This is a genomic window from Sporosarcina sp. ANT_H38, assembly GCF_008369195.1.
Lineage (GTDB): Bacteria > Bacillota > Bacilli > Bacillales_A > Planococcaceae > Sporosarcina.
Genome location: NZ_VOBC01000001.1, coordinates 2064558 through 2089196 on the forward strand (window position 1 = coordinate 2064558; position 24639 = coordinate 2089196).

Here is a 24639-nt window from a genome sequence, read left to right on the forward strand (position 1 = left end):
TTTCTTGTCTTGACTCCAGGCGCCAACCCCTCGAGTCGCTTCTGTCCTGTCGATACAGGCCTTTCAGCAGGGAGGGATTGAACTTCATCCCTCCTACTTTTCGGGGCTAAACGGCGCCTTGCGCTTTTCTTTATGAAAAGAAAGTGCGCTGTATATCATTCCAGGTTACAACAAGCATCAGTAACATCAGCAGAACAATCCCTACAAAATGAACCATTCCTTCTTTTTGTTTATCGATTGGTTTACCTCGAATTGCTTCAAACAGGAAGAATAATAGCCTTCCGCCGTCAAGTGCTGGCAATGGCAACAAGTTCATAATGCCCAGGTTAATGCTTAAAATTGCCGCCCAGTTCATGAGACTATAAATACCGTGCTGTGCCACTTCCCCAGTAGCTTTGTAAATGCCTACCGGACCTGATAAGGCATCGAGTGACAATTGACCTGTTACAAGCTGCCCGAGTAAATCGGCTATTCTTTTAAACCATACAATTGTTTCTTCGGCCCCATACTGAACTGCTTTTAGCAGACCTTTCTCTACTGGGCTTGCATATTTCACGCCAATCTGGCCGTATTCTTTTCCTTTTTCTACGAGTGTCTTTGGTACAACATCCATTATCACCGATTCACCGTTACGATCGACTTCAAGCTGGATTAGGACACCGGGACTGTTTTGAATGATTTTAGCAAACTCCTGCCACGTTCCGATGGGTTTGCCATCGACTTCTTTAACATAGTCTCCATCTTTCATCCCAGCAGCTTGTGCAGGATCACCGCTGACTACGTTCGTAATTACCGGTTCATATGTCGGAACACCTTGTAACAATCCAATCGCAAGGAATATGAAAAACGCGAGGATAAAGTTAAACAATGGACCAGCAAAGATGGCCATTGATCGACTACCGACAGACTTCGATTCGAATTGGCGATCATACGGAGCAATAAGCGTTTTCTGCCCCTTCTCGTAGATAACCGCTTTTCTAGAAACATTGTAACGGACAAGCTGTCCCTCATCATCATAACCTTTGATGAACATTTCCTTTTCTAAATCGGATGATTCTGTTTCTAGGAACAGAATGTCAGGATTCGCAACATTGCGGTTCAGATAAATTTTTTCAACTTCGTTCGCAGCATTGATCAATAGACCTACACGATAACCGGCCTGTAATTCAACCGTATCAAAGTCATCCCCTGCCATCCGAACATAACCGCCAAGCGGCAGAAGCCGAACTGTATATAACGTTTCGCCTTTTTGAATACCAATAATTTTAGGGCCGAATCCAATTGCAAATTCACGCACCATAATTCCAGCCTTTTTCGCAAACAAGAAATGTCCTAGTTCATGAAAAAAGACCAAAGTACCGAATACGATTATAAACGAAATTACGGTTTCCATGAAAAACCACCTTCACTGACCTCGTAGGCCGATTCTAAAAAACTCATTCTACCATAGCATACACCATTTTTCGAGTAAGCGAATCTGTTTCCAAAATCGCTTCGAGATTAGGAGTTAAAATTGTTCGATGTTCCTCCATTACCCGTTCAATAATGTCTTCAATTTGCACAAATGGGATACGCCCATTCATGAACAGCGCTACCGCTACTTCATTTGCTGCATTCATTGCAGCTGGCATTGTACCGCCTTCTTTACCGGCAGTATATGCAAGTCCCAGTGCTTTAAAGCGAACATAATCCATTTTCTCAAAATGTAGCATACCAATCTCTTCAAGGCGAAGTGGTTTCGCATTTTGCATAGGAATTCGATCTGGATATGTCAAGGCATATTGGATTGGCACTCGCATATCGGGTGAACCAAGTTGCGCTATGACACTCGTATCTTCGAACTCGATCATGGAGTGGATGATGCTCTCCTTGTGAAGCAAGCAATCGATTTTATCATAAGGCATTCCAAAGAGATGATGTGCCTCAATCACTTCGAGACCCTTGTTTAACATTGTCGCCGAGTCGATTGTTAATTTATTGCCCATTGACCAATTGGGATGTGCGAGTGCCTGTTTGAGTGTCACTTTCGAAAGTTCTGCTCGGCTAAGGTCTCTGAAACTACCTCCCGAAGCAGTCAAGATAAGCCTGGAAATACGTTTCGGATCTTCTCCGTTCAACGCTTGGAAAAGTGCTGAATGCTCACTGTCAACAGGTAAAATCGGAACACCGTATTTACGAGCCTCGCTCATGACAATATCCCCTGCCGCCACAAGTGTTTCCTTATTGGCAATAGCAATCGTTATCCCTGCGCGAATTGCTTCAAGGGTTGGTCTAAGTCCTACACTGCCGATGACAGCATTGAGCAATATATCAGCCCCCGTGCGTGCCGCAACTTCAACAAGCCCCTCATCGCCGCATACAAATTGAATAGCGGGGAATTCAGTTTTTAACAACTCGGCATCTTCACGTCTTATCACAGATATCATTTGAGGTTGGTGCGCGGAGGCAATTTCCCTTACACTATCGATATTCAAACCAGCTGAAAAAGATACAAGCTTAAATTTATCCGGGTTCGAACCAATGATATCAAGTGTCTGCAAACCGATGGAGCCTGTAGCCCCTAGCAGACTTATTTTCTTAGTCATATAGACACCCTTTCCGTTACCCTACAAAGTGTAGGAAGTGAAGTAATGGCAATACAAAAAGGAGACTATCAAACCTATCCAGAATCCCACCATGACCTGGCAAGAGTTTTCCTGAATCCTTCACTTCATAATGCCTTTTTAGTGCCGATTCGACAAGATCTCCCAGTTGTCCTATAATAGACGCAATAATCGTCACAACAATTAATATGATATATGTGGAAGCAATCGGGATGAAAGCTTGGAATATGCAAGCAAAAACAATTGCCGACAATATACCGCCTATAAAACCTTCGACTGTCTTATTTGGAGATATTTCCGGCCACAGCTTTCGCTTACCGATTTTCCTACCTATGAAATAAGCACCGGAATCAGTCGTCCAGATTACCATCAATGCATATACGACGTATTCAATTCCAAACAATCTCGTTTCAATCAAATAGTAAAATCCTATTCCGACATACAACGCACCCAAAATAGAAAAAGCGGCATGATCGAACGTAAATCGATTTTTAACAATGACTGTATAAATCAATAAGATGAGGACAATTGGGAATAGCATTTCTATTTTTGTATAACCAACTATTTCGAAGACATCCTCGCTCCAACTGTCAGGCATAAGTAAAATTGCAAGCGCTACCCATGTTAAAATACCTTCAATCGAAAACAGTTGGATTTCTCTCATTCGTAATAGTTCATATAGCCCTATTGTTGCAATTACATAAACAGCAATCGTGAAAGGCAATCCTCCTATTATGACAAGAGGAACGAAAAAGAAAAGCGCAACGATTGCCGTTAATATCCTCTGTTTCAAACGTCTCCATTCCCTTCTACACTTCCAAAGCGTCTATTTCTCAATTGAAATTCTTCGATTGCATTGAGCATACATACCTCATCAAAATCTGGCCATAACACATTTGTAAATGAAAATTCAGCATATGCAAGCTGCCATAACATGAAGTTGGACAACCTAACTTCTCCGCTTGTGCGGATAAGTAAATCGGGTTCCGGCAAGTGCGCAGTCATTAGATGAGATCCAATGAGTGCCTCATCAATATCCCCAGGTTGAATCGAACCATCCGCTATAAGGGTAGCAATTTCCTTTACTGATTCAACAAGTTCCAACCTACTTCCGTAATTCATGGCAAAGTTTAATGTTAAACCGTCATTGTGCTTTGTTTCCTCCATCGCTTTACTAATTGCTGTTTTCGTATGACTTGGCAACATATCAAAGTTTCCAATCATTTCAACTTTCACGTTTTGCTCAATTAGTTCGGGGAGGTAAGTGCTAAGAAATTCTCCAGGAAGTTTCATCAAGAAGTCTATTTCGAGTTTAGGTCGTTTCCAGTTTTCTGTTGAAAAAGCGTAAAGTGTGAGCACTTTTACACCCAGGTCATTTGCAATACGTGTTATTACACGGACCTTTTTCATCCCTTCATGATGGCCTGCAATTCTCGGTAAATTACGCTGTTTCGCCCACCTGCCGTTGCCGTCCATAATAATTGCGACATGGGCAGGAATTTGCCTGCTTTGAAGTGTTGCAATACGGTCCGAAATTGAACCAGCTACCACTACAGTTTTTTTCCCGAAAAGTTTTTCCAGCATATCATTTCCTCCACTCAGCTACTCTCAGAGCAAGTACATACTCTATCGTAACAAATTAGACGGTTAATTTCATTTTTTATTGCAGTTCAGAACAAAAGCGTAGGTCGACGCCGCATTTTTTTCTAGGTGGGATACAGTTCAATCCCTTCCTGCTGCGTAACTCACATCCTATGCCCCTCCGAGCATTTGTGGCCCGGAGTCTAGACGTGAAGACTCTACGATTTAAATCATCCACATTTCGAGACTTTATTATTCCTTATGCAAAGAAAAAGACGTCCTGAAATTAGGACGTCTAGAAATATAGAAGGTTCTTCTATCAGATTTCCATGATTTCATTTTCTTTGTCTTTTGCAATTTCATCGATTCTTACGATTTGCGAATCTGTCAGCTTTTGGATTTCATCACCAGAACGGTGTAGTTCATCCTCAGTGATTTCGCTAGTTTTTTCAAGTTTTTTGAAATCTTCATTCGCATCCCGGCGCACATTGCGAATCGCAATTTTTGCATCTTCTGCTTCTTTTTTCACAAGTTTAACAAGTTCTTTACGACGATCTTCTGTCAATGCCGGAACAGCAAGGCGAATGACGCTACCATCATTAGAAGGTGTAATCCCAATATCCGATTTCATGATTGCTTTTTCAATATCAGCAAGTATTGTTTTGTCATATGGTTGAATGACAAGGAGACGTGCTTCTGGTACTGAAACTCCAGCCATTTGTGATATTGGCGTAGGTGCACCATAATACTCTATAGTCAATTTGTCGAGCATTGAAGCACTTGCACGTCCTGCACGAATTGACGCTAGTTCTCTCGTATATCCACCAATTGCTTTTTCCATACGATCTTTTGCTTGATTCATTACTTCGTTTGCCATTATAAATTCCTCCTGACGACCGTCCCAATTGGTTCACCCAGGACAGCTCTCTTAATATTTCCATTTTCCATAATAGAGAATACTACGAGTGGGATATCATTGTCCATACATAGTGTTGAAGCCGTGGAATCCATTACTTCAAGACCTTGGTTAATGACATCCAAAAACGATAGTTCTAGGTATTTGACTGCATTTACATCTTTTGCTGGATCAGCAGAATAAACACCGTCCACATTATTTTTCGCCATAAGGATGACATCTGCTTCAATTTCAGCTGCACGAAGTGCTGCGGTTGTATCCGTTGAAAAATAAGGATTTCCAGTACCCGCTGCGAAAATGACGACCCGTTTCTTTTCAAGATGGCGGATTGCTTTGCGGCGTATGTATGGTTCCGCTACTTGTCTCATTTCAATTGATGATGAGACGCGGGTTTCAACGCCGATTTTTTCAAGGGAATCTTGTAGTGCAAGAGAATTCATGACTGTAGCAAGCATGCCCATGTAATCCGCTGTCGCACGATCCATCCCCATTTCACTGCCAACCTTACCACGCCAAATATTTCCGCCTCCGACAACAACGGCAACTTCGACATCTAGGTCAACAACTTCTTTTACTTGTAATGCAACTGTTTTTATAACCTCTGGCGAAAGACCGAAACCTTTATTGCCTGCAAGTGCTTCTCCACTTAATTTCAAGACGATACGTTTATATTTTGGGTTACTCATTTGTATCCTCCATCTATTCTTATTTCTTAAGAAAAGCGCAAGCTCCTAGGCGCTTGAGCTAGACACTGTTCAATGTTGAAAAACTTATACTTTCTTAGCTCTTGAAAAATGGAGAACACACGCATGTGTTCCCCATTCGTTAGTCTATAACGGCTCAGTTACCTTTAACTTGGCTCATAACTTCTTCTGCAAAGTTATCTTCAGGTTTTTCGATTCCTTCACCAACTGCATAACGGATAAATTCTTTCAAAGTCCCACCAGTTGACTTCACAAAGTCACCAACTTTTTGGTCAGAATTTTTAACGAATGACTGATCAAGTACACAGATATCTTCGAAGTATTTACCGATACGGCCTTCAACCATTTTCGCTACGATGTTTTCAGGTTTACCTTCGTTTAGTGCTTGTTCAGTAAGGATTTTGCGTTCGTGCTCAATTTCCTCTGCAGAAACCTCGTCACGTGAAACATATTTCGGATTCAATGCTGCAATGTGCATTGCAACGTCTTTTGCTGCATCTGAATCTGTCGACCCCTCAACGATAGTAAGGACACTGATACGTCCCCCCATGTGCAAGTATGGACCGAAAGCGTCGTTATCCGTTTTTGTACGGATTTCATAACGGCGAAGTGTGATTTTCTCACCAATTTTAGCAACAGTGTTTGAAATATGATCCGCTACTGACAATCCGTTTGGCAATATAGAAACTACTGCTTCTTCGACTGTAGCAGGTTTTGTAGCAAGAAGATGTACAGCAAGCTCGCTTACAAGCGTTTGGAAACCTACGTTTTTAGCTACAAAATCAGTTTCTGCGTTCACTTCAAGAATAATTGCTTCGTTACCGTCAACATGAATAAACGTTGTACCGTCTGCAGCAATACGATCCGCTTTCTTAGCAGAACTAGATAGACCTTTTTCACGTAGGAAATCAATTGCCGCTTCCATATCACCATTTGTTTCTGTTAGCGCTTTTTTACAATCCATCATGCCTGTACCTGTTTTTTCCCGTAATTCCTTAACCATTTGAGCTGTAATTTTCATTTTTTCCATTCCTCCTGTTTATGCCATCAATTCCGAAAAAAGACGATAAGGGTATAAGCCGCTTATCGTCTTTTCATCTACTGGATTTACTCTGCAGCTACTGCTTTTTCTTCTTGAGTAACTTCATCTTCTTCGCCTTGTCTTGCTTCAAGCAAAGCATCAGCCATTTTGCTTGTCAATAGACGTACTGCGCGAATTGCATCGTCATTTGCTGGAATGATGTAGTCAATTTCATCTGGATCACAGTTCGTGTCAACAATTCCTACTAGTGGAATGTTCAATTTGATTGCTTCAGCAACCGCGATGCGTTCTTTGCGTGGGTCAACAACAAACATAACATCTGGAACTGCTTTCATATCACGGATTCCGCCAAGGAATTTCACAAGACGTTCGTGTTGTTTCTTAAGTTGTCCAACTTCTTTTTTAGGAAGCACGTCAAATGTACCGTCTTCTTCCATTTTTTCGATTTGCTTCATACGTGCAACACGTTTTTGGATTGTACCAAAGTTTGTAAGTGTTCCACCAAGCCAGCGTTGGTTAATATAATACATTCCAGCGCGTTCAGCTTCTTCTTTAATTGCATCTTGTGCTTGTTTTTTAGTACCGACGAATAGAACTTTACCGCCATCAGCACCAACTTGACGCATGAATGCGTAAGCTTCTTCAAGTTTCTTCACCGTTTTTTGAAGATCGATGATGTAGATTCCGTTACGTTCCACGAAGATAAATTTCTTCATTTTCGGGTTCCAGCGGCGTGTTTGGTGACCGAAGTGTACTCCGGCTTCAAGAAGTTGTTTCATAGAGATTACTGACATTTTTATTCCTCCTGTTTTGGTTTAATTCCCTCCGTGGACCTCATCCGTCAAAACGACCTCTCGGCACCATTCCTGACGTCCGTGCACGTGTGTAGTAATACCACTTGATAATATACCATAAGCTTTTTTTTTTTGCAAGTCACTTCATCTGAATTTCAATATTAACTCTATCTCTGTGCGACCTTTGCCTAGCTGCTTAGCAATTTCTTCTATTGACTGTCCTGCATCGTGCAGTCTGGTTACCTGCGTTCTAACATCCTCAGCTTCTTCTGGTACCACAGTCTCTTCAGATGTCTGTCCTAGACTTGCTGCGACCGCCTTATAAGACTTGAGAGCGAGATGAACTGGCATTTTAGGTATATTAGTATTCTTTACGGGTGAGGATTCTTCAGTTGCTACGGATTCTTCTGAAGCAAGTGTATTCTTGGCACTTGATTTCTGAATGGCAGGCTGTTGAACATATACTGTAAGCTGTTCAATTAAACGCTCATTCTCATCTTTTAACTCGGATAAGTAAACAGCTATCGAATTGTCCATTTCAGTCATAAGCTTGCGCTGTTTTTTTTCGAGATCATCAAATTTCGTTATTTTAGTGTATAGCAAGGCTAGAAAGTAAAAACTTATTATTTGTATGATGAATAAAAATACTAAGAAAATCGTTGTCATCGTCATTAGCCTGTAAAGTCAACGAACGCACCTTTATATGGGTGTACCGTCTTCTTTTCCTCTTCTTTTTGTTGTCGCTCCCCATCCTGCAGCTGACCTTGTTCCTGTTTATGACCATCGGCAGCCGTCTTGGCGGCTTCTTCCGATTCCAAGACAGTTTCTTTGGATTTCAAACCTTGCCGTTCCATAAGGGAATTGGCATGGTCCAGATTTAATTGAGTCTGTTGGTGCTTTTGTTCTGCGATTTTCCCAGCATCGAAGGTTTTGGGTATGGCAATTTGCAGTTCAATCCCTTTCAGACTCATAATATCCCTCCATCGACAATTTCAGATGATAATAGTTTTCGAAGTTTGAATAACGCCTTCGAGTGAATTTGAGAAATTCGAGAAGTAGATAAACCCAGAATTTCACCAATTTCTGTAAGCGTCATTTCTTCAGTATAAAAAAAGTCCAGCACAAGCTGTTCGTTTTTATTGAGTTCCTTAATTTTAGTTACTAAGTCACCAATCAATTCGGTCATCATCGTCTTCTGTTCAGGGGTTTTAGAACCTTCATCCTTTATGGTAAACGATTTTTGTCCTTCATCGTCATCTTCATTGACTTTTTCATCAATAGAAAGAACGTTTGAAAAATAATGTTCATGGACAGTTTGATATACTTGATCCACACTTATCCCCATATATTCTGCAATTTCTTCAGGGGTCGCATGACGCTGTAGCTTTTGCTCAAGTTTCATAATTTCTTCTTCTTGTTTTTTTGATTTTTCCCTAGAAGAACGCGGCAGCCAATCTTCCTTCCGCAAACCATCAATGATTGTGCCTCGGATACGAAAAGATGCATACGTATCAAATTTTAAGTCTCTGCTAGGATCAAACTTCGTCAATGCGTCAAAAAGACCTTGAAGTCCAAGACTCATAATGTCGTCTCGGGAAACATTGCGAGGTAGTCCAGAGCTAATCCGCTGTACATGATAGCTGACAAGTGGTGTGTATTTGAGGACGAGAACGTCTCCTGCTTCGGGATCACGATTACGAATCCACAGGTCCCAACATACATCTTCCTCCATTAAATCCTGTTTCGACATCGAATCCCTCACTTTCCATGATGATTCCGTCATAATTACTTGTTATTATAGCAAAAAAATACGAAAAAAGGCGACTGTACCAAGCAGCCGCCATACTTAGTGTTCGGCGGTCGATTTCTTCCGCTTTACTTTTCAAATTTCTTTTGTTCTTAAATTCACTGTTCGAATAGTAAGCATTGATAGTGAAGGATTGAATTCGATTGTACGGCCACTCGATCCACCTGTATCTTCAGCAATAATCGGGATGGACAATCGTTTCAATTCTTGCTTAACGGCTTCAACGTTTCGCGGACCAATTCGAATTGTATCGCTTGAACCGAATTGAAACATTTGTGAACCACCTGCAATTTTCGCCTTCAATGCCATCGGTCTGACTCCTTCAGCCTTTAGCAATTCCATCAACCCATAAATACCGGTATCCGCAAACTTAGCGGCATTAATGCGATCCGATTTGCCAAGATTGGAATCCGGAAGCATGATATGTACCATACCTGCAATCTTTTTCTTCTCATCGTATAGTACAATTCCGACACATGAACCCAGGCCAGAGGTTCGAATTGTCATCGGTTCCTTGACGATATTCATATCCGCTATTCCTACCCTGATTACCTCGTTCAAAATCACCATCTTACATCACACCTAGTGAACGGAAAATAGTAACGTATGATGAAGGATCCGGAAGCAAGAAGAAATGGCCCTCTATGCCTGAAGCCTCATCCTCACCTTCTTCGCGTATCTGCGTGTTGATAACGATTACTTCGTCGCTATGATGAGAGACTTCAATTAGTCCGAAACTAACGATTGCGCCAACCATGTCTACACTTAACGAAGGTACTGTAGGATAAATTTTCAAGCCCGTGAAATCGGATAGTGCGGATAAATATGAGCCCGAGAGAATATTGCCAAGTTCTTGCATCGCAGATATGCCTATTTCAGGAAGGTTAGGAGAAGCGAAATCAAACGTCTTGTCCGAAATTAATTTTCTAATGAAGTGATTTGCGGATTTCAAAGGAAGGACAAAAAACATACTGCCGGACAAATCCCCCTCAATACGGAGGAAGATTCCAGCAACTATTGTTTCAGCGCCACCAGCAAGATCAAACATCTCATCAAAGGACACTAGTTTGACATCCGGAACATACATATCAATTTTACGATCAAGCAGTTGTGACAACGAAGTTGCTGCGTGTGCAGCTCCTATATTCCCCACTTCTTTCAATACATCAAGATGCATATCACTAATCGGATTTTCAGAATTCATCTAAAGTCGCCCTCTTTACTGGTTCAAGAACTTTATCCAGATTCAGCATAACGAGAAGGTGTTTTTCAACTTTAGCAACACCAGATATGAAGTCTGATTCGATAGTACCGACGACTTCTGGTTGTGGTTCGATTGCATCCACTGGAATGTCGAGTACATCGTTTGCAGCATCGACAATCAGTCCTACATCATATTCATCCAACGTGACAATGATTATTCTCGAACTGTCGTCCATCTCTTTGGTAGCGAGACCGAACCGCTCACGTAAGTCGACAATTGGTGTAACGAGTCCTCTAAGGTTAATGACCCCTTTAACATAAGCTGGCGTTTTGGGAACCCGGGTAACCGAAAGTACTTTCTCGATTGACTGAACGATATCGACACTGATGGCATATTCCATATCCAGCAATTGGAAAACGATAACTTTCATTTCTTTTTGATTGAGTATGTCAGTCATATTTTTCACTCCCGATTATTTAATCAACGCGTTGCAATCGACAATAAGTGCAACTTGTCCATTTCCAAGAATTGTTGCACCAGATATCGCAAATACACTTTGCAAATAATTACCGAGCGATTTCAAGACAATCTCTTGTTGTCCGATGAATGAATCGACAACAAGACCTGCTAACTTTTCACCTTTACGAACGATAACAATCGACTGATAACCGTTCGTTTCTCCGATTCTTTCAGGCATTTCGAAAATTTCCGTCAAATTTACGAGTGGTATGATATTGCCACGGAAATCGATTACTTGCTGATTGTGCGCTTTCATAATCTCCGAAGTCTGAATGATAGCCGTCTCAATAATCGATGAAAGTGGAATTGCGAACACTTCGCTCTCCAATTCTACTAACATAACGGAAATAATAGACAGAGTTAAAGGCAGTTGTACTTGGAATAAAGAGCCTTGTCCTTCTTTTGACTCGATTGAAATAAATCCGCCCAGCGATTCAATCGTATTTTTCACAACATCAAGACCAACACCTCGTCCTGAAACGTCCGAAATTTTTTCAGCTGTCGAAAAACCTGATGCCAAAATGAGTTCAGCTACTTGACGGTCCGTCAACGATTGAGCCATTTCTGATGAAACTATACCGCTTTTGATCGCTTTTGCAAGAACACGTTCACGATTGACACCAGCTCCATCGTCCTCTAGTTCGATAAATACATGATTTCCAGAATGGTAAGCACGTAATGTCACTGTACCTACCTCAGGCTTTCCTTTCGCAATCCGTTCAGCAGGACTTTCAATTCCATGATCTAGTGCATTACGGATCAAATGAACGAGCGGATCCCCAATTTCATCAATAACCGTCCGATCAAGCTCGGTTTCTGCTCCGATAACTTCAAGCTCGATTTTTTTGTTTAGATCACGGGCCAACTGCCTTACCATTTTCGGGAAACGATTGAATACCGTCTCGACTGGTATCATGCGCATGTTCAAGATGATACTTTGCAAATCACCTGATACTCGCGTAATCCGCTCGACAGTTTCGTTCAATTCCGGGTTATGAATTTCACTTGCAATCGATTGAAGTCTGCCTCGATCAATGACTAACTCCTCAAACAAATTCATAAGGATATCGAGTCTGTCAATATTCACACGAATTGTTTTATTACCCGATTGCACACCCGTATTTCGTTTTCCTTTTTGATCATTTGACCCTTTTTTCACATCTGTCTCAATAATAACTTGCGGATTCGAGTCTGGGGATTCAGAAATTTCGTTATATTTATCACGCATCAAATAATCAGTCGTAACCGATATAACAGTCACACTTTCAATTTCGGACACTTTCATAACTTTAGCTTTCAATACATCCGCATCTTCTTTGGTAATAAGTGCTACCGTAAACGTTTCGTTGAAGTCTTCATTTTCAAGTCGCTCTACTTTCGGTTCAGATTTAACGATTTCACCTGATTTTTCCAGTATTTCAAATACCATATAAACCCTTGCCGCTTTCAACAAACAATCTTCTCGCAGTTTTACAATGATTTCAAACGCGCTGAAACCTTGTTCAAATGATTGACTAATAACAGTCATTTCGTAACCATCATAATTAAGAGCATCTTCTTGACTAGCTTTATCTTCTAGTACAACGGTAGCTGCAGTTTCAGCTTCAGCTACTCCCCCGCCTACTTCTATCCTGTTCAACGAGTCGACCAGTTCACGTACATCCTTTTTACCTGTTCCCCCAGAAGCTATATCCAGGACCATCTCCTCAAGATAGTCAACAGCTCGAAAAACGATATCTAAAATCTCAGTTGTGACACGAATTTTCGAATTACGGATCGCGTCCAATACATTCTCCATCATATGTGTAAGATCAGCGATGTCTTCATATCCCATTGTTGCAGACATCCCTTTCAACGTATGAGCCGATCGGAATACTTCATTTACAATCGCAAGATCTTGCGGGTTTTTCTCAAGTTCCAACAGATGCTCGTTACATGCTTGCAGATGCTCCTTACTCTCATCAATAAACATTTCCAAGTATTGATTCGTATCCATCGTGACGCCTCCTTTAAGACTTTATTATTCTCATAATAGTTTCTGATATGTCGTTTAAGTCCACGACTTCATCAGCAAAACCAGCTTCTTTTATTGCTTTTGGCATGCCATATACGACCGATGTCTTTGCCGATTCAGCAATGGTGATTGTTTTCCCATTTTTCCGAAGCACTTCCATGCCGCTTTTCCCGTCATGCCCCATACCTGTCATGATGACAGTCAAAAAGTTCAGTTCAGTATTTTCTGCAGCTGACTCGAGAAGAACATCCACGGAAGGTCGATGTCCCATACGCAAAGGATCTACTGCATCCAATTGTACACAGTAAGTCATGCCTTTTTTCATCATTTTAAGATGCTTGCCACCCGGCGCAATATAAGCAGTTCCGTTTTCTAGCAACTCGCCATCTTCTGCTTCTTTTACATGAATATCACAAAGACCATCCAGCCTATCTGCAAGGGATTTTGTAAAACCTGGAGGCATATGTTGAACAATAAGAATTGGAATACCGATTGAGGCGGGTAAACCGGTTAGTACCTCTTGCAGTGCCCTAGGACCCCCTGTCGATGTACCTATTATAACAAATGTTTTGCCAGTTTTGGAAATCTTATTTTTAGAGACGTTATGCATCTGTTTTTGTTTATTTGAAAAAGATGATAACTCCACCTTTTTCTCAACTTGACTGTCACGTGAATCCGAAATGATTAGCTTCGGCAAACGCCGATCAGCATATTTTTTAGTCAACGTAGACATCTGTACCCCCGAAGCAGCAATGACCTTTCCAAGGATTTCTTCCTTCACTTCGTGAAGGTTCAAGGATATGGCACCACCCGGCTTCGCAACGAAGTCAACTGCACCGTATTCCATAGCTAGAATCGTGTTTTCTGCACCTATTTTTGTTGTACTCGACAACATTACGATAGGCAGTGGATTGCAAGACATTATTTCTTTCAGCGCTTCAAGACCATTCATAATCGGCATTTCGATATCCATTGTTACGAAGTCTGGATTCAGCGATTTTACTTTTTCAACTGCCTCTTTGCCATTGCGAGCAGTCCCAATCACTTCAATTTCAGGATGTCCAGAGAGAAAATCGGATATGAGCTTACGCATAAACGCTGAATCGTCCACAACAAGCGCTTTTTTGCGATTGCCTATATTCAAATCATCCACGCCCTTTCGCAAAGATGCTCCTCAATTTCCCGAGGAAGCCTTCCCCTTGTTGATACTCCTCTTCAAAACTTGGCTTGACAAAAATCTCAGCAATCGCCATCATTCTTTTTGAAATAGGAGCGTTTGGAAATAATAGCAGAAATGGCTCCTGTGCAAGAACCGCTTTGTGAACTACTGGGTCTTCTGGCAAGAAACCAAGAATCTTAGTTTCTTTCCCCAGGAACTTTCGCATCGCATACTGAAGTCTCGTTACAGCATCATTACCATCATCCCCTTTTGAAACACGGTTGCCGACGATCCCGAATTCTTTGTCAGGGTCTTGCAGGCAAATAAACTTCATCATGGAGTAGGCATCTGTGATGGAAGTAGGCTCTGTCGTCGAAATGACGATGATTTCATCGACAGCGACAATCAATTCAATTGTACGTTGCGTTGCCCCCGCCCCCATATCAAACAAGATGAAATCATATGTTTGTTGTAGATGTTCAAACGCCTCTATCAACCTATCAAACATTTCTTTCGACCATTCCATTACCATATCTAGCCCAGAACCTCCGGAAATGAAGGACAAACCTCCAGGCGCTTCATTTACTACTTCATCTATTTCTTTTTCCCCTAGCAAATAGTCTTTCAAACTATTTCGCGGCGTCATTCCAAGAATAATATGAATATTGCCCATTCCGATGTCCATATCAATGATAATTACTTTCTTGTCTTTAGATAAAAGTGCGTGAGCAAAATTTGTCGAAAAATTGGATTTTCCAACACCACCTTTTCCACTGACAATAGCAATCGATTTTGATAGTTTTCCTTGGGATTTTAGCATCCTATGCCTAAGTGTTTCTGCCTGATCACGCATCATATACACCCTTTAGTAACAAGGTAATGAGTTTCATGCTATCCGCCTCGGTAATATCTTCTGGAACTTCCTGACCATCAGTGTAATATGCGGTACCAATACCATAGTCCTTCATCAAATTAAACATTGGACCGATTGATCCAGTTTCGTCCATTTTCGTGAAAATGAATTTTTCGACTGCAAATGATTTGAACTGTTCGACGATGACCCTCATATCTTCTTCTTTCGACGTAAGGGACAGCACTAGATACGATTCCATATCTAGAGAAAAATCAATTAGACGTGCCAAATCTTCTACGAACTTAGTCTCTTTATAATTTCGACCTGCCGTATCAATAAAAATCAGGTCCCGGTCAGCCAGTTTCTCGAGTGCTTTCTCGAAATCTGTACTATTATATGCAATTTCTACTGGGGCCTGTAACAAATTCGCATATGTACGAAGCTGCTCAATTGCTGCGATTCGGTATGTATCAGTTGTGATAAAACCGATTTTCTTCTTATTTTCAAGAAGTGCCCGTGCAGCAATCTTAGCAATGGTTGTGGTCTTTCCAACCCCTGTTGGCCCAAGAACGTTTATGAATTTTTTGTTGAAAGAAATTCCTCCAAACGGTAAATCTCCAATTTCTCTTTCAAGAAATTGCTTCACAATGACAAGTTGCTCTTCATTTGTAAAATATTTTTTCTCCGCTTTCATTCTATCGTAAAGATTCTCACCTAACTCGGTAATGAAATTTACGGACAATCCCTGTTTTTCAAGATGTGTAAGTAACGGTTTCATTTCATCAGGAAAACGGGAATGACTAGCGGCTTGCTGCATATCCTTCAACATCTTTTTCATTTCAGTCATTTCTTTTTTTAGTTCCATAGACGCACCGTCATCTTTTTCAGTGTGTGATGAAATTGGCAAAAAAACAGTTTCTTCTATTTTTGGAGCCGGTTCGTCAAACCCCGCAACAACTTCGACAACTTTCTTTTTAAATAAGCCGAGAAAACCTTTAGATTTAACAACATTCGAACTAAGAATAATCGCATCATCGCCAAAATCCATACGAACTTTTTTCATGGCATCTACCATTGATTCCGCGGTATACTTTTTCATTTTCATCAGATATCCACCACCCCAACACTTTGGACTTCAATTGAAGCTTCGAGCTCATTGTATGATAATACTGGGATTTGAGGGAAGTATCGTTCCGTTATTTGTCTCAAATACATGCGGATTGCCGGCGTACACAGAACAACCGGCGATTGGTCCATCAATGCAACACGTTCCACTTCCGCTGCAATCGCCTCGATAATGTCTTGTGAATGTTGCGGGTCGAGAGATAGATAATTCCCCTGCTCCGTTTGTTGAATATTATCGGCAATCATTTTCTCAACTTTACCAGTTACAGTCAGCACTTTAAGTGACTGACTAGCTGATGCGTACTGATTTGTAATTTGCCTTGCAAGAGCCTGTCTAACATATTCTGTTAAGACATCGACATCTGATGTATATTTAGAATAATCAGCAAGTGTTTCAAAGATTATTGGCAAGTTCCGTACCGAGACGTTCTCGTTAAGCAATTTTGCAAGTACTTTTTGAATTTCACCAATTGACAATGGTGTAGGCGTCAACTCATCGACAAGAATCGGGAATGTCTCACGCACATGATCGACAAGTTGTTTTGTTTCTTGACGGCCAATCAAATCCGCAGCATTTGCACGAATCACTTCTGTCATATGGGTTGAAACAACACTCGGCGGATCGACAACCGTGTAGCCGAGAATCTCGGCATCTTCTTTCACGTCTTCTGTTATCCATTTAGCAGGTAGCCCAAAAGATGGTTCTATCGTATCGATACCCTCGATCGAATCATCCCCGCCTGGACTCATTGCCAAGTAGTGATCAAGAAGTAATTCTCCTCTAGCTAATTCACTGCCCTTAATTTTGATTCTGTACTCATTCGGCTGTAGTTGGATATTATCCCTGATACGGACGACCGGAATAACAAGGCCCAACTCGATTGCCAATTGCCTACGGATCATGACGACTCGATCAAGGAGATCTCCTCCCTGTGTTGCATCAACGAGCGGAATAAGCCCATAACCGAATTCGAATTCAATAGGGTCTATATTTAGCAAATTGACGACATTCTCCGGACTCTTCATGCCCTCCGTTTCAAAATCTTCTTCCATCTCCAGTAATTCCTCAGGTTTTTCTGTGACTTTTTGAGACATTATATATGCCGCAACTGCAAGTGTAATCGCAATTGGAAGTGTAAATATATCACTAATAGGTGTTGCAAGACCTAGCAATAAAACAGTTACAGCAGCAACGTAAAGTAGTTTAGGCTGCCCCAAAAGTTGGCTAGTAATATCAGTACCAAGATTCCCCTTAGATGCGGCACGTGTCACAACAATACCTGTTGCAGTCGAAATGAGAAGTGCTGGTATTTGTGAAACGATACCGTCACCGACTGTCAATTCTGAGAACAGGATAGCCGCTTCCGCGAACGGAAGACCCATTTGAACAACCCCGATAATCATACCAACAAGTAAGTTGATAATAACGATAATAATACCGGCAATTGCATCCCCTTTGACGAATTTCGTTGCCCCGTCCATTGCACCGTAAAAGTCGGCTTCATTACTTACTTTTTCACGTCTCGCACGTGCTTCTGTTTCAGAAATCATACCAGCGTTCAAGTCAGCATCGATACTCATTTGTTTCCCCGGCATTGCATCGAGCGTGAAACGGGCTGCAACTTCGGACACCCGCTCCGCACCTTTTGTAATGACGATAAACTGAATAATGACTAGGATGATGAAAATAACAAGACCAACGACGATATTGCCTCCTGTAACGAAGGTCCCGAACGTTTCAACAACTCCACCCGCATCTCCGTTTGTTAAAATTGCCCGCGTAGTCGAAACATTAAGACCCAGACGGAAAAGTGTAAGTAGAAGTAATAAGGTAGGAAAAATTGAAAACTGTAACGCTTCCTGCATGTTCATGGCTGTTAAAAGAACTAAAAGTCCAAGCGTAATATTAATAATAATCAAGAAACTTAAAAGCCATGGTGGAAGCGGGATGACAAGCATCGCAACGATCATAATTACCGCCGCGAGTACTCCTATATCTCTGAATTGCATGTCATCCCTACTTTCTTGTATTTATCGAAATACGCCTCGGCGTATTTGCGTTCAAATTTTGCGTTGAATTCTGTACACATACGCAAGTATTTCAGCTATCGCTTTGAAGAACTCTTCTGGAATCCTGCCACCAATTTCAACATCATCATAGAGTGATCTAGCAAGTGGCCGATTTTCTACCATAACGATGTTATGCTCAGTGGCAATCAATTTAATTTTCTGAGCGACGAAATCGACGCCTTTTGCTACAACGATTGGCGCATCCATATCTCCGTCCTTATACTTCAATGCAATCGCATAATGGGTCGGATTTGTGATAACAACATCAGCATGAGGAACTTCCTGCATCATACGCCTCATCGACATTTCACGTTGTAGCTGCTTAATACGCGATTTTATCATCGGGTCCCCTTCAGAGTTTTTATGTTCAGTCTTAATATCCTGTTTGGACATTCGGAGATTTTTTTCATAGTCAAATTTCTGATACATAAAATCTAAAATAGATATGAACAACAAAACGAACGCCGCCGTTATTCCCATTAATGCGGCAAGTTGTCCAATAGTCGTTAATGTATCCCAAGGACTTTTAAAAGCCAGTCCAAGTACTTTGTCGATATTCGCCATAAGGATTAATGTTGTTGTAGTCCCTATAAACGAGATTTTCAGGATGGACTTCATTAATTCAATGATCGCACGAATAGAAAAAATGCGTTTAAGTCCTTTAATTGGATCTATTTTTTTCAAATCCATTTTCAAAGGTTCTCCAGTAAGTAGTAAACCGAACTGAAATATGTTTCCTCCTACTCCTGCAACAACTGCAACAAGCATAACTGGCAAAAGAAGAAATGCCATTTGAATTAAAACTTCGCCATAAATAAGCATTGCCTGGTCCTCGTCCATATTAGCTATTGGGATATATTCAGTAAATGCTTGATGGAAAAACACGAAAAATCGGTCCCTCATAAATCCTGCGGCAAAAAACAGGAACAGGAACACGGCGAGTAACAGAATTGCACTTGTAACATCTTGACTTTTTAAAACTTGGCCTTTCTTTCTGGAATCTTCCCGTTTTTTCGGAGTGGCTTTTTCAGTCTTTTCCCCTGAAAAAAATTGCAGATCCAGCCGCAACATCATACTAGCCACCTCCAAGAATTAACATCAAGTCCCTCATACTAATCATCATCACTTCAAACAATTTTTTCATCACTTGAACCATGACGCCCATCATAATAAACAGAACGATGAAGCTGACACCAATTTTGATTGGGAACCCGACAACAAAAATGTTTAGCTGCGGTACTGCTCTTGCAGTAATTCCAAGTGCTAGATCTACAAGGAATAATGTCGCAACAATTGGGATAGACATTTGAAAAGCAATTGCAAATGAGGTTGCAAATGTTCGAACGACGAAATCTATTAGTCGCTCTTGCCCGAAGGCTGGCCAAAGTTGATCTGCTGAGATGAATTGATAACTATAAAAAATACCATCCAACAGCATGTGATGGCCGTTTAAGGCGAGTAAAAGAAGAATTGCCAGCGAATTAAAAAATTGGCCAAGGAGTGGAGATTGCGCCCCTGTTTGCGGGTCAATGACGTTTGCAATAGCAAAACCCATTTGAAAATCAATAAAACCACCGGCAATCTGAATTGCTGACATCACGATAAATGCGATAATTCCAATGAATAATCCCGTTATAGCTTCTTTCACGATAAGTAAAAGATATGCCCCGTCAATTTCTAAATCTGGTACATCAACTGTATAGACAAGCATCCATGCCAACAAAGCACCAAAAATAATGCGTTGTGTAGTCGGGATTGCCCGGTATGAGAAAAGTGGAAGCGTTACAAAAAAAGCAGTAACACGAGTAAAGATAAGTAAGTATGCGGCGAATGAAGGTACTATTTCTTCCATTTAATCACCCGACAAACCGTCCAAGATTCTCAAAAATATCCGATGCATACGATGTGACTCTTGCCAGCATCCACGGACCAAAAAACACAATTCCTACCAGGACAGCCACTATCTTAGGCACGAACGCCAGTGTCTGTTCTTGAATTTGTGTGGTGGCTTGAAAAATACTGACGGCAAGTCCCGACACTAGCGCAAGAATGAGGAGTGGGCCTGAAGCCAAAAGAATGACCCAGATTGCACGCTCAGCTATCTCTACGACTAATTCCTGTGTCATTCAAAACCCCTCCTAAAAACTTTGCAACAATGATTTAATAATGAGATACCATCCATCCACTAAGACAAACAGCAATATTTTAAACGGTAATGAAATCATGACTGGCGGCAACATCATCATCCCCATTGACATAAGGATACTCGCAACAATCATGTCGATAACTAAAAATGGGATAAAAATCATAAAACCCATTTGAAAAGCTGTTTTAATTTCACTAAGTGCGAATGCGGGAACTAGCATCGTGAGTGAAATATCTTCAAGTGATTCAGGTCTATCTGCTTGGTTATAGCGAAGGAATAAATCTAAATCCTTCTGTCTAGTGTGTTTGCTCATGAACTCTTTTAACGGGATACTCGCCTGTTCATATGCTTCGTCCAGTGAAATCTCATCAGCAAATAATGGAGTAAGAGCCTTATCATTTACTTGCTGAAACGTTGGAGCCATAATGAAAAACGTTAAAAAGAGTGCTAGGCCGACAAGCACCTGGTTCGGAGGCATCTGCTGTGTCGCAAGTGCAGTTCTGACAAATGACAGAACGATGATAATCCTAGCAAAAGAAGTCATTAATATTAGAATAGCTGGTGCTAGAGACAAGACAGTCAGGATGAGCATCATTTTGATAGATGTTGATACATTTGCTGAATCACTGTCTGCAAAAAACTGGGCAAAATCATTCATCTCGGTTGCGCCCCTTTTCTGTCAACCGGCTGATATGCCGTTTCCTCTCTTCTTTCATCTCTTCTAGCCTTGATTGAAAAATAGTGCTGAAATCCGTTGACTCTTGCGTTTTCTCGTTCGAGTCGATTTTAGATTTACCCGTTACTTTAGCGAGAATTTTATTCAGCATCCCAGTTGCTAGTTCCGGACTATCACCCTCATAAAATTCTACTAGCTTGTCTATTTCATCGGGATCCGAAATCTCCTTCAACAGTCGTATATCGTCTCCAACCCCAATTAAGTAATAGGATTCTCCTATTACGACCAATTGGATTGATTTTTGTTGTCCAAGTGAAATACCACCCATATTTTTCATAAGACGATTTTTATCGTAGAGCTTATTTTTCCGATTAACTAATTTCAAGAGTCCGAACAATAACCCGACAACGAAAACTAAAGCGAATAACGTTTTTATATAGTCCCCCGCCGAAGAACCTACGTCTGCTTTGTCGGTCTGAAGATTAGCAGGTGGTGTTTCTGTTTCTGTTTCTGTTTCTGTTTCTGCCTTTTTTTCCGTTTTCGAATCAGTTTTCGATTCTTCATTAAACAAATCAGATACAGGTTTATTTAGATCGGAATCAGTGTCTGCAAAGACGGGTGCATATGGTAATTGGCTTACTATGAAGACGACTACAATGAGAGCCGACAAATACTTTTGTACAACCGAAAATTTCATCTTTCGATTATCCTAATGCTTTTTCAATTGCTTCAACAACACGATCTGCCTGGAACGGTTTGACGATAAAGTCTTTTGCGCCAGCTTGAATCGCATCGATTACCATTGCCTGCTGTCCCATTGCTGAACACATGATGATTTTTGCAGCAGCGTCTTTTTCTTTAATTGCTTTTAATGCTGCAATTCCATCCATTTCAGGCATTGTAATGTCCATCGTGACAAGATCTGGTTTTAATTCGAAATACTTTTCAATGGCTTGTACCCCATCTGCTGCTTCACCAACCACTTCGAAATTATTTTTCGTCAAAATATCTTTTATCATCATTCGCATGAAAGCTGCGTCATCTACTATTAATATACGTCTACTCATTGTTATTACCCCCGTTAAGTTATTTTAAATTGTTCAAGCGTTCTACCTGACTTAAAATATCTGTGATTCGTACTCCGAAGTTTTCGTCTATAACGACAACTTCTCCTTTGGCAATATGGCGGTTGTTTACTAAAATATCAACCGGTTCACCTGCAAGTTTGTCTAGTTCAATAATGGAACCACTCGACATTTCCAAAATTTCCTTAACGGAACGTTTTGTTCTTCCTAGTTCGACCGTTACTTGTAGCGGAATATCAAGGAGCATATTCAAGTTATTAGACTCGGACTTATTTAATGATGGACTTTCAAAGGTTGCAAACTGTGCCTGTTGGACTTGTACATGCGGTTGTTGCGAACGCATCTGCATCTGCTGTTGCTGCAGATCGGATTGTCCAAAGTGCGAGTCATACATCGGCTGTTGCATCCCTTGACCAAAATCATTTTGCCCGTACGGTTGCTGTGACACTTGTTGTTGTGACTGCTGTGGTACTCGAGCTGGTTGTTGGAGTTGTTTCGATGGAGCCATCTCAACAACTGCCGCCGCTTCATCTTCTGCGTCTCCCCCCATGAGAGAGGCCACTAATTTCTTCCCAAATCCTAGTGGAAGCAGCTGCATGATGTTTGAATCTATAAGTTCACCCACTTTAAGTGCAAATGATACTTTTATCAATAAATCATCCTGAGGTATAAGATTCCGGCCTTTATCTTCAAGGACATCCATCAAATCAATGGATGGAGGAGAAATATCGACCTTCTTATTGAATAAGGTCGACATTGAAGTTGCCGCGGAACCCATCATTTGATTCATCGCTTCCTGAACCGCACTCAAATGAATTTCACCAAGGTCCATATTCGGTTCTAAACCATCCCCGCCTAACATGAGGTCCGCAATTATTGCTGCATCACTTTGCTTAATAACGAGTAAGTTCATACCGCTAAGACCTACTGTATAGTCCACCTTAACAGCAACGTATGGATGGATAAATTCTTCTTCCAAAGTTTCCTTATCAACAACCGAAATAGTCGGTGTCGTTATTTCAACTTTTTGTCCGAGCAATGCAGACAATGCCGTTGCAGAACTGCCGAAAGAAATATTGCCGATTTCACCAAGCGCATCCTTTTCCATATCATCCAAGTAATCCGACGTAACTATTTGTTTGTTGGTGGAGTCCGCGGGCTCTTCACTCTGCAAAGGTTCTCCACGTAATAATGCTTCAATTTCTTCCTGTGAAAGGATATTATCACTCATCATCTTCATCCCCTCCGATCTTTGTATCAATTATCTGAACAGCCATTTGATTTCGCAAATGCCCCGGCTGTGCTGTGAATTTAGGTATATCACCGATTTTCACGATAAGTGGATCGTCAATTTTACGATCCAACTTAACGACATCCCCCACTTGAAGGTAAAGGAAATCCTCAATCGTCATATGCCCATTGCCAAGTTCTGCAATGACAGACAACGGTGCCTGTTTCAAGCGTTTTTCAAGAACTACACTTTGTTCAAGCGACGGTTCTTTCTTATTCGACTGCATCCAATAACGGACCGATAAGTTTGGAACAATTGGCTCTAGAACGACGTGTGGAATACAAATATTAATCATTCCACTTGATTCGCCAATAATAATATTGAACGAAATAACGACGACTGTTTCGTTAGGCGATATCATTTGAAGGAATTGAGGATTTACTTCAATCTCCGTCAGGAATGGATCGATATCAATTATTGTTGACCATGCTTCGCGTAAGTTGTCGAAAGAACGTTCAAATAAGTTTGTCATAATCTTCAATTCAATCTCAGTCAAACTATCGACTTTCCCTGGACTTTCTCCAACTCCACCCATCATGCGATCGAGCATCGTATAAGCAATGTTAGGATTCACTTCCATTAGGATATTACCATCCAACGGTGGAACCTCAAAAATATTAATTAATGTCATATTCGGAATCGAGCGGATAAATTCCTCAAATGGAATCTGATCCACCGAAGCAACATTAATTTGGACATACGTTCGCAGCTGTGCTGAAAAATAAGTCGTTAGCAATCTTGCAAAGTTCTCGTGAATCCTAGTCAAACTGCGAATCTGGTCTTTTGAAAATCGAAGGGCACGTTTAAAATCATAAACTTTTACTTTCCGAGTTTCATCTTCTTTTTTCATGTCTTCTGCAGACATTTCCCCTGTTGAAATCGCAGATAATAATGCGTCGATTTCACTCTGAGATAATATATCCCCGGCCATATGGTTACCTCCCGGCATCTGACTCTAGTACAACTACTTGACAATATTTGTTGAAATAAAGAATTTCATTGAATCCGCTACTGCGCTAGGGGGTGCCTTCGCTGGTTATATAGATATTC

General features: G+C 41.0%; 27 protein-coding genes. All 27 read right to left on the reverse strand.

Annotated elements, in window-relative coordinates:
- Window positions 1-130: 130 nt before the first annotated feature.
- A complete protein-coding gene (gene rseP / locus FQ087_RS09730) occupies window positions 131-1393 on the reverse strand; it encodes an RIP metalloprotease RseP (protein ID WP_149580248.1) in 1263 nt (420 codons plus the stop codon).
- A 43-nt stretch (window positions 1394-1436) separates the two neighbouring features.
- Window positions 1437-2585 (reverse strand): 1-deoxy-D-xylulose-5-phosphate reductoisomerase, encoded by a 1149-nt coding sequence (locus FQ087_RS09735; RefSeq protein ID WP_149580249.1) that lies wholly within the window; start codon window positions 2583-2585, stop codon window positions 1437-1439.
- A gap of 16 nt (window positions 2586-2601) precedes the next feature.
- A complete protein-coding gene (locus FQ087_RS09740; RefSeq protein ID WP_149580250.1) occupies window positions 2602-3396 on the reverse strand; it encodes a phosphatidate cytidylyltransferase in 795 nt (264 codons plus the stop codon).
- On the reverse strand, window positions 3393-4187 hold the full coding sequence (locus tag FQ087_RS09745; RefSeq protein ID WP_149580251.1) for an undecaprenyl pyrophosphate synthase: 795 nt from the start codon (window positions 4185-4187) through the stop codon (window positions 3393-3395). Before FQ087_RS09745 ends, FQ087_RS09740 begins: the two co-directional genes overlap by 4 nt.
- 316 nt (window positions 4188-4503) lie before the next feature.
- Window positions 4504-5061, reverse strand: a complete 558-nt coding sequence (gene frr, locus FQ087_RS09750) for a ribosome recycling factor (RefSeq protein ID WP_149580252.1) — start codon at window positions 5059-5061, stop codon at window positions 4504-4506.
- Window positions 5061-5786, reverse strand: a complete 726-nt coding sequence (gene pyrH / locus FQ087_RS09755) for a UMP kinase (RefSeq protein ID WP_149580253.1) — start codon at window positions 5784-5786, stop codon at window positions 5061-5063. The genes frr and pyrH overlap by 1 nt, the downstream gene beginning before the upstream one ends.
- 154 nt (window positions 5787-5940) lie before the next feature.
- Window positions 5941-6825: a translation elongation factor Ts gene (tsf, locus tag FQ087_RS09760; protein ID WP_149580834.1), complete on the reverse strand. Its 885-nt coding sequence runs from the start codon at window positions 6823-6825 to the stop codon at window positions 5941-5943.
- Window positions 6826-6911: 86 nt separating this feature from the next.
- On the reverse strand, window positions 6912-7640 hold the full coding sequence (gene rpsB / locus FQ087_RS09765) for a 30S ribosomal protein S2 (RefSeq protein WP_149580254.1): 729 nt from the start codon (window positions 7638-7640) through the stop codon (window positions 6912-6914).
- 144 nt (window positions 7641-7784) lie between these two features.
- Window positions 7785-8306 (reverse strand): hypothetical protein, encoded by a 522-nt coding sequence (locus FQ087_RS09770; RefSeq protein ID WP_149580255.1) that lies wholly within the window; start codon window positions 8304-8306, stop codon window positions 7785-7787.
- Window positions 8307-8311: 5 nt separating this feature from the next.
- On the reverse strand, window positions 8312-8611 hold the full coding sequence (locus FQ087_RS09775) for an RNA polymerase subunit sigma (protein WP_149580256.1): 300 nt from the start codon (window positions 8609-8611) through the stop codon (window positions 8312-8314).
- Window positions 8608-9390 (reverse strand): FliA/WhiG family RNA polymerase sigma factor, encoded by a 783-nt coding sequence (locus FQ087_RS09780; RefSeq protein ID WP_149580257.1) that lies wholly within the window; start codon window positions 9388-9390, stop codon window positions 8608-8610. The genes FQ087_RS09775 and FQ087_RS09780 overlap by 4 nt, the downstream gene beginning before the upstream one ends.
- 132 nt (window positions 9391-9522) lie before the next feature.
- Window positions 9523-10017 (reverse strand): chemotaxis protein CheD, encoded by a 495-nt coding sequence (locus tag FQ087_RS09785; protein ID WP_149580258.1) that lies wholly within the window; start codon window positions 10015-10017, stop codon window positions 9523-9525.
- Between the two features lies 1 nt (window position 10018).
- Window positions 10019-10651, reverse strand: coding sequence for a chemotaxis protein CheC (locus FQ087_RS09790; RefSeq protein ID WP_149580259.1), 633 nt, complete (start codon window positions 10649-10651; stop codon window positions 10019-10021).
- The gene (locus FQ087_RS09795; RefSeq protein ID WP_149580260.1) at window positions 10641-11108 is read right to left on the reverse strand and encodes a chemotaxis protein CheW; all 468 of its coding nucleotides are present in this window, start codon (window positions 11106-11108) and stop codon (window positions 10641-10643) included. The genes FQ087_RS09790 and FQ087_RS09795 overlap by 11 nt, the downstream gene beginning before the upstream one ends.
- Before the next feature lie 15 nt (window positions 11109-11123).
- Complete coding sequence (locus FQ087_RS09800) at window positions 11124-13166, reverse strand: chemotaxis protein CheA (RefSeq protein WP_149580261.1); 2043 nt, start codon at window positions 13164-13166, stop codon at window positions 11124-11126.
- Between the two features lie 13 nt (window positions 13167-13179).
- The gene (locus FQ087_RS09805; protein ID WP_370456048.1) at window positions 13180-14349 is read right to left on the reverse strand and encodes a protein-glutamate methylesterase/protein-glutamine glutaminase; all 1170 of its coding nucleotides are present in this window, start codon (window positions 14347-14349) and stop codon (window positions 13180-13182) included.
- Entirely contained in the window at window positions 14330-15196 is an 867-nt protein-coding gene (locus FQ087_RS09810; RefSeq protein WP_149580262.1) for a MinD/ParA family protein, read from the reverse strand. Before FQ087_RS09810 ends, FQ087_RS09805 begins: the two co-directional genes overlap by 20 nt.
- Entirely contained in the window at window positions 15189-16301 is a 1113-nt protein-coding gene (gene flhF, locus FQ087_RS09815; RefSeq protein ID WP_149580263.1) for a flagellar biosynthesis GTPase FlhF, read from the reverse strand. The genes FQ087_RS09810 and flhF overlap by 8 nt, the downstream gene beginning before the upstream one ends.
- Complete coding sequence (gene flhA, locus FQ087_RS09820; RefSeq protein ID WP_149580264.1) at window positions 16301-18331, reverse strand: flagellar biosynthesis protein FlhA; 2031 nt, start codon at window positions 18329-18331, stop codon at window positions 16301-16303. Before flhA ends, flhF begins: the two co-directional genes overlap by 1 nt.
- 51 nt (window positions 18332-18382) lie before the next feature.
- Complete coding sequence (gene flhB / locus FQ087_RS09825) at window positions 18383-19465, reverse strand: flagellar biosynthesis protein FlhB (protein WP_149580265.1); 1083 nt, start codon at window positions 19463-19465, stop codon at window positions 18383-18385.
- 1 nt (window position 19466) lies between these two features.
- Window positions 19467-20243: a flagellar biosynthetic protein FliR gene (fliR, locus tag FQ087_RS09830; RefSeq protein ID WP_149580266.1), complete on the reverse strand. Its 777-nt coding sequence runs from the start codon at window positions 20241-20243 to the stop codon at window positions 19467-19469.
- Between the two features lie 4 nt (window positions 20244-20247).
- Window positions 20248-20517 carry a flagellar biosynthesis protein FliQ gene (gene fliQ, locus FQ087_RS09835; protein WP_149580267.1) on the reverse strand — a complete coding sequence of 90 codons (270 nt, stop codon included), beginning with the start codon at window positions 20515-20517 and terminating at the stop codon, window positions 20248-20250.
- 12 nt (window positions 20518-20529) lie between these two features.
- Window positions 20530-21195 (reverse strand): flagellar type III secretion system pore protein FliP, encoded by a 666-nt coding sequence (fliP, locus tag FQ087_RS09840; RefSeq protein WP_149580268.1) that lies wholly within the window; start codon window positions 21193-21195, stop codon window positions 20530-20532.
- Window positions 21188-21910 (reverse strand): flagellar biosynthetic protein FliO, encoded by a 723-nt coding sequence (locus FQ087_RS09845; protein WP_149580269.1) that lies wholly within the window; start codon window positions 21908-21910, stop codon window positions 21188-21190. Before FQ087_RS09845 ends, fliP begins: the two co-directional genes overlap by 8 nt.
- Before the next feature lie 7 nt (window positions 21911-21917).
- Window positions 21918-22280, reverse strand: a complete 363-nt coding sequence (locus FQ087_RS09850; protein WP_149580270.1) for a response regulator — start codon at window positions 22278-22280, stop codon at window positions 21918-21920.
- A gap of 19 nt (window positions 22281-22299) precedes the next feature.
- Window positions 22300-23529 carry a flagellar motor switch phosphatase FliY gene (gene fliY / locus FQ087_RS09855; RefSeq protein WP_149580836.1) on the reverse strand — a complete coding sequence of 410 codons (1230 nt, stop codon included), beginning with the start codon at window positions 23527-23529 and terminating at the stop codon, window positions 22300-22302.
- Entirely contained in the window at window positions 23522-24520 is a 999-nt protein-coding gene (fliM, locus tag FQ087_RS09860; RefSeq protein ID WP_149580271.1) for a flagellar motor switch protein FliM, read from the reverse strand. Before fliM ends, fliY begins: the two co-directional genes overlap by 8 nt.
- Window positions 24521-24639 lie beyond the last annotated feature (119 nt).